Below are 6,034 nucleotides of genomic sequence, written 5' to 3'. Positions count from 1 at the left end.
GCGGCGGACGACGGGGCGGCGGACCCACCGGCGAGCCCGCTGCTGCAGGCCCGCCCACACCGGATCGGCGCGCCCGGAGTGAGCGGCCTGCACCTGCAGTTCGGTACCGACCCCGCCACCGAGATGACCGTCTCCTGGATCAGCCCGCAGTCCGTCCGCCGCCCGCAGGTCCGCCTCGGCTCACCCGACGGCGGCCCCGGTACGGCGGTCGACGCCGAGACCCGCAGCTATCGCGACGCCCTCGGCAAGGACGAGGTCTACGTCCACCACGCCCGGCTCACCGGCCTGCGCCCGGCCACCACCTACCTCTACAGCGCCGGACACGACGGCGCGAACCCCGAGACCGGCAGCTTCACCACCGCCCCGCGCGGCCGCACCCCCTTCACCTTCACCAGCTTCGGCGACCAGGCCACCCCCAACCTGCGCCGCCGACTGGTCTTCCCGGACGGCATGCCCTCGCCACTGGGCAAGTACCCGGTGTACACGAGCAGCCAGGTCGGCACGCCGCACGCCGCCGACATCGTCGCCGCCGTCGAACGCGTCGGCCCGCTGTTCAACCTGGTCAACGGCGACCTCTGCTACGCCTCCTACAGCGGCCGGCACGGCCAGAGCCGCACCGCCACCTGGGCCGACTGGTTCATCAACAACAGCCGCTCGGCCCGGCTGCGCCCCTGGATGCCCTGCGCCGGCAACCACGAGAACGAGGGCGGCAACGGCCCGATCGGCGCCGCCGGCTACCAGACCTACTTCACCCTCCCCGACTCCACCGCCGACCGCGACCAGGAGACCCGCGGCATGTGGTACGCCTTCACGGTCGGCTCGGTGCGGTTCATCAGCCTCGCCAACGACGACGTGGCCATCCAGAACTCCGGCGAAACCTACCTGCGCGGCTACTCCGACGGCGCCCAGCAGCGCTGGCTGGAAAGGGAGTTGCGCACGGCCCGGAGCAGCCGGGCGATCGACTGGATCGTGGTCTGCATGCACCACCCGATGATCTCCAGCTCCCGGCACGGCGCCGGCAGCGACCTCGGCGTGCGCGAGGCCTGGGGCCCGCTGTTCGACGCCTACGGGGTCGACCTCGTGGTCAGCGGCCACGAGCACTACTACGAGCGCTCCCACCCCGTCCGCGGCACCCTGCCCAACGACACCCGCACCCCGGTGCCCACCGGCACCGACCCCCGGGTGGCCGACACCGGCCTCGGCACCGTCCACATGGTCATCGGCGCCGGGGGGAACGCCGCCACCACCCAGGACGACCTGTTCGAAGGACCCCAGGGCCGGGTGGTCATCGGCCTGGAGGACAAGCCCGCCCCGGGCGCGCCGTACCGGGAGTCGGTCTGGCTCACCGAGGACGCCCCCTGGGCCGCCTACCAGGACCGCACCCACACCCACGGCTTCGCCGCCTTCGAGGTCGACCCCGGCGACCGGCGCGGGGGCACCACCACGATGCGGGTCACCTACTACACCTTCGACGGCCCGTACGGGGACCTCACCCCCGTCGACACCTTCACCCTCCACCGGCGCCGCACCGACGGGCGCGGCTGACCCACCGACGGACGGGGAACGGCCCCCCGCCTCTCGCCGCCGGGGGGCTCAGCCCAGCACGCCGGTGAGCGCGCGGACGAGGACGGTGTCGAACCGGTCGCGCTGGTCACGGGGATCGCCCCCGGCCGGGGGCGCGGCGAGCAGGGCGGAGACGCGGGGGTGGTTGCCGACGGCCGCGACGTGGCGCCGGTAGCCGGCCCGGTGCCGCACGCCGGCGTCCGAGGCGGCCGTCTCGTTCCGGACGAACAGGGCGGTCAGGCCGCTGAGGAGGGCGAACGCCTCGACCTTGCGGCCGTCCCCAGCGGCGCGGCGGGACTGAAGGTCCTGCGCCACCTGCGCCTGGCCCGCCTGCCCGCTTCGCCACCCGTGACCTCTGGGCCGCCTACGCCGGTGAACTCCGCGCGTTGGCGGACGGCGCGGCTTCGTCCGCCGGCCGACGGCCGTCCGTCCGTCCGTCGCGAGCTGACCCCGGCGCCGGGCTCCCCGTCCTCCGACAGTCGCGGAGCCAGAGCCAGAGGGCGAGCCAGAGGGCGAGCCAGAGGGCGAGCCAGAGCAGGGGCCGGAGCCGGAGCCAGGCCCGCCGTGCCGCACGCCGCCGGAGCAGGGGCGGCGGCGGCCCTGCCGGGTGTCATCCGGCGGTCGGGGGCGGGTCCGGGGCGGTCGCGCCCTCCGGGGTGCCCGGACCGGTGGCGCCGGGCGCTGTGCCCTTCTCGGCGTCGCGGCACGTCGTGCACGTGTTCCAGTACGGCCACGGCCGGCCGTCGTCGGTGGTCCGGTGGGGCGCGACGGTCATGTCGGAGGTGTCCAGGCCGCACAGGGTGAGCGGGCCGCAGACGCCGGAGGCGCCCACCGGGGCGGTGTGCGCGAGGCGCACGGGGTTCTCCGGGTCGGCCGGCTCGTGGTCGGGGCCGAGGAGCCGGACATTGGTCGGAGTGTCGGGTTCGAGCACGATGACGGTGTCCATCCCATCAACGTCGCCGCAGAACCCCTACGTTGCACGCGCAGAGCGGCATCCGGACCAGTCGGCGGTGGATCCGGAAGCCTCGCCGATGCCCTGGGGCCCACGGACGCAGCCGTGGGCCCCAGGGCATCGGGGCGCTCCGACCGGGTTCAGCGCCGGAACAGGCCGGTGAGCACGTCCCACCAGCCGCGCCGCTGCGCCGGGACGGCGGCGGCCGGGGAGGCGGGTGCGGCCTGGGCGGCCGCCGCCCGCTGGGCCGCCTCCAGGGCGCGGGCGGCCAGCTCCCGTTCCTCCTTCGCCCGCTCGGCCTCGGCGACCGACTCCGGGTCGGGCTCGATCTCGTGCGCGGTGAACTCCACCGGCAGCGCCGTGAGATGGCGCGAGATCCAGGCGGAGCTCCAGGTCAGCTCCTCCTCGGGGACGGCCAGGCGGAGGTCCGGCAGCAGGGTGAGCAGGATGTCGATGCCGGCCTCGGCGACGTGCCGGCCGATGTCCTGGCCGGGGCACTCGTGCGGCCCGGCCCCGAAGGACAGGTGGGAGCGGTTGCCGTACAGCGGGGTGGCGAGGTCGGGCCGGATCACCGGGTCGACGTTGCCCGCGGCGAGGCCGAGCAGCAGGAGGTCCCCGGCCTGGATCTGCTGGCCGCCCAGCTCGGTGTCGGTGGTCGCCCAGCGCCCGGCGACCAGGGACATCGGCGGGGAGTCCCAGAGCACCTGGTCGAGCGCCTCGCCCAGGGTCATCTGACCGCCGGACAGGTGGGCGCGGAAGCGCGGGTCGGTGAGCACCATCTTCAGCGAGTCGGCGATCAGGTTGACGGTCGTCTCGTTGGCGGCCAGCAGCACCACCCGCAGGTGCTCCATCACCTCGTCGTCGGTGAGCCTGGCCGGGTGGGCGAGCAGCCGGCTGGTGAGGTCGTCGCCGGGGGACTCGTGCTTGATCGCGATGGTGCGTCGCAGGCTGGCCACCACGTACTCGTTGCTGGCGATCGCCGTCTCGGTGCCCTTCATCAGGTCCCGTGCGGCGTTGACGAGTTGGGGGCCGTACTCGTCCGGCATGCCGAGCAGCTTGGTCATCACCAGCATCGGCAGGTGCTCGGCGAACTGGGTGATCAGCTCGGCCCGGCCGGTCGGCCCGACCACCTGGACCAGGTCGGTGGTGAAGCGGCGGACGTGACGGCGGATGCCGCGCCGGTCGAAGCCGTTCAGGCCGTCCAGCACGGCGTTGCGCAGCCGGCGGTGCTCCTCGCCGTCGGCGAACACGCAGATCGGCTGCCAGGCGACCACCGGCAGCAGCGGGGAGTCGGGCGGGACTTCGTCGTTGCGGAAGGCGCTCCACAGCCGGGAGTCGCGGGAGAACAGCGAGGGCGTGCGCATCGCGGTGATGTTGGCGCCGTGGCCGAGGATCAGCCAGGCCCGCTGGTCGCCGTGCAGCAGCACGGGAGCGACGTCGCCGTGTTCGGCGCGCAGCTTCTCGTACAGGCCCGCCGGGTCGGCCTCGGCTTCCGGGCCGTACAGCCGGCGCAGTCCGCCGGGGCCGATCGGCTCGACCGCGCGCCCGTGGGCGGGGCAGCCGGGCGGCGGGACGGGGGCGGCGTCGTCGGGGAACGGGGTGGTCACGGGGTCTCCGGTCGCGAGGTTCGGAATCGGAACGCGGGGTTCGGAATCGGAAGGGGTCGGGGGAGGGGCGGCGGGGGTCAGCCGGCGGGCGGCGCGGCCAGTTCGTAGAGGTAGCGCATCAGCGTCATCAGGGTGTCCCGGCTGGACTCCCGGCTGCGGGCGTCACAGGCGATGATCGGCACCTCGGACGGCAGGTCGAGCGCCTGGCGCAGCTCGTCCAGCGGGTAACTGGGCGCCTCCGGGAAGCCGTTGACGGCGACCACGAAGGGCACGCCGCGGTCCTCCAGCCGCCCGATCACCTCGAAGCTGACCTCCAGCCGGCGGGTGTCCACCAGTACCACCGCGCCGAGCGCCCCCTCGAACAGGCCGTTCCAGAGGAACCAGAACCGCTCCTGCCCGGGGGTGCCGAAGACGTACAGCACGAGCTTGTCGCTGATGCTGATCCGGCCGAAGTCCATGGCGACGGTGGTGGAGGTCTTGCGTTCGACCCCGGTGGGGTCGTCGACGCCGACCCCGGCCTGGGTCATGGTCTCCTCGGTGGTCAGCGGGCGGATCTCGCTGACCGCGCCGACCAGGGTGGTCTTGCCGACCCCGAAGCCGCCGACGATCACCACCTTGACCGCCGTGGTGACGGTGTCCGGCAGCAGGTCTGCGCTCGCCGGTCCGACGACCGTGTCAGAGCCGCTGAAGTCCATGGATCACCGCCTCCAACAGGGCACGGTCGGGGAGTTCCGCCGTGGGCACGGCGGCGCGGGCCTCGATCCGCCCGTCGTCGAGCAGGTCCGCCAGCAGGACGGTGACCACGCTCGTGGGCAGTTCGAGGTAGGCGGAGACCTCCGCCACCGACAGCGGCGAGCGGCACAGGCGCAGGATGGCCGCGTGCTCGGGCTGCATGGCAGGAGTCGGTTCCGCGAGGGAGACGATCAGGGTGACCAGGTCGAAGACGCCCGGCCCGGAGGGGCCGCTGCGGCCGCGGGTGATCACGTACAGGCGATCGGGGTCGGGTCCGTCCCAGCCGCCCTGCTCGGCGGTCATGTCACTGCCTCACTGCGCTCGTTCATGTGCCCGCCCGGGCGTCGGGTCCGCTCGTGGGCCGGTTCACGCGACCGCCTCCGGGTTGCGCGGCGGGGTGGAGAGGTGCTCGCCGATCCGGTCCACCAGGTCGCGCATCTGGTGGCTGACCAGCCCGGCGTCCACGCCCTCGTCGGCGAGCACGGCGAGGTAGGCGCGGTCACCGGCCGACATCAGGTAGAAGTAGCCGCCGTCCACCTCGATGACGACCAGCTTCATCGCGCCGTTGCCGTGCGGGAACTCGTGCCCGACGGCGGCGGCCAGGCTCTGCAGGCCGGCGCAGGCGGCGGCCAGCCGGTCGGCGGTGTCCGGGTCGGCGCCGTACTGGGCGATCCGCAGGCCGTCGGCGGAGAGCACGATGACGTGGCGCACGTACGGGACGCTGTGTGCGAGGTCGTTGAGGATCCAGTCCATGTTGCTGCGGTGCGGAATCACTGCTCGCCTTTCCCTGCCGTCTCATCACTACTGGTCTGTCCGGCGCTGTTCGGTGCGGTGCTGCTGGTCCTGGTGCTGTGCGGCCCGGTGCTGTTCGGTGCGGTGCTGTTCGGCCCGGTGCTGGTGGACCCGGTGGTGGTTCCGGCGCTGCCGGTGCCCTTGTAGCCCTCCATGAAGGCCTCCAGCCACAGGCCGGGCTGCTTCTTGGGGCGCGACGCCGGGGCGGCCGGTCCGGCCGCGGGCCCGGCCGTCGGGCCGCTGGGCTTGGTGGTGCCGCGCGGGGGCGAGGGGGGGGAGAGGGGGGGGACGGGCCGGGGAGGGGGGGGCGGGGGGGGGGGGGGGGGGGGGGGGGGGGGGGGGGGGGGGGGGGGGTGGGGGGGGGGGGGGGGGGGGGGGGGGGGGGGGG

7 protein-coding genes are annotated in these 6,034 nt (G+C 74.3%); 1 reads left to right on the top strand and 6 read right to left on the bottom strand.

Annotation, left to right across the window (positions count from 1 at the left end; translation table 11 throughout):
- Positions 1-1,545: purple acid phosphatase family protein (locus BG452_RS28005; protein WP_188307138.1), on the top strand; the 1,545-nt coding region annotated here is incomplete at its 5' end.
- Between the two features lie 48 nt (positions 1,546-1,593).
- Here the strand turns inward: BG452_RS28005 and BG452_RS28000 are convergent.
- From BG452_RS28000 to BG452_RS27975, 6 genes are all read right to left on the bottom strand, one after another.
- Complete coding sequence (locus tag BG452_RS28000; RefSeq protein ID WP_188307137.1) at positions 1,594-1,878, bottom strand: hypothetical protein; 285 nt, start codon at positions 1,876-1,878, stop codon at positions 1,594-1,596.
- Between the two features lie 295 nt (positions 1,879-2,173).
- Positions 2,174-2,509, bottom strand: coding sequence for a hypothetical protein (locus BG452_RS27995; protein ID WP_188307136.1), 336 nt, complete (start codon positions 2,507-2,509; stop codon positions 2,174-2,176).
- 146 nt (positions 2,510-2,655) lie between these two features.
- Positions 2,656-4,122 (bottom strand): cytochrome P450, encoded by a 1,467-nt coding sequence (locus BG452_RS27990; RefSeq protein ID WP_188307135.1) that lies wholly within the window; start codon positions 4,120-4,122, stop codon positions 2,656-2,658.
- Positions 4,123-4,199: 77 nt separating this feature from the next.
- Positions 4,200-4,817, bottom strand: a complete 618-nt coding sequence (locus BG452_RS27985; RefSeq protein ID WP_188307134.1) for a GTP-binding protein — start codon at positions 4,815-4,817, stop codon at positions 4,200-4,202.
- Positions 4,798-5,157: a DUF742 domain-containing protein gene (locus BG452_RS27980; protein ID WP_188307133.1), complete on the bottom strand. Its 360-nt coding sequence runs from the start codon at positions 5,155-5,157 to the stop codon at positions 4,798-4,800. Before BG452_RS27980 ends, BG452_RS27985 begins: the two co-directional genes overlap by 20 nt.
- Before the next feature lie 63 nt (positions 5,158-5,220).
- Complete coding sequence (locus BG452_RS27975) at positions 5,221-5,607, bottom strand: roadblock/LC7 domain-containing protein (RefSeq protein WP_188307139.1); 387 nt, start codon at positions 5,605-5,607, stop codon at positions 5,221-5,223.
- Positions 5,608-6,034 lie beyond the last annotated feature (427 nt).

Origin of the sequence: Streptomyces sp. CBMA123, from assembly GCF_014596465.1 — a bacterium.
Taxonomy (GTDB): Bacteria; Actinomycetota; Actinomycetes; order Streptomycetales; family Streptomycetaceae; genus Kitasatospora.
Note: the sequence above shows the minus strand (reverse complement) of the source record. Positions and strands in the feature narration are given on the sequence as shown.

Coding starts and splice junctions, on each gene's coding strand:
- BG452_RS27995 (WP_188307136.1), bottom strand. CDS start 2,509: ATGGACACCGTCATCGTGCTCGAACCCGACACTCCGACCAATGTCCGG.
- BG452_RS27985 (WP_188307134.1), bottom strand. CDS start 4,817: ATGGACTTCAGCGGCTCTGACACGGTCGTCGGACCGGCGAGCGCAGAC.
- BG452_RS27980 (WP_188307133.1), bottom strand. CDS start 5,157: ATGACCGCCGAGCAGGGCGGCTGGGACGGACCCGACCCCGATCGCCTG.
- BG452_RS27975 (WP_188307139.1), bottom strand. CDS start 5,607: ATGGACTGGATCCTCAACGACCTCGCACACAGCGTCCCGTACGTGCGC.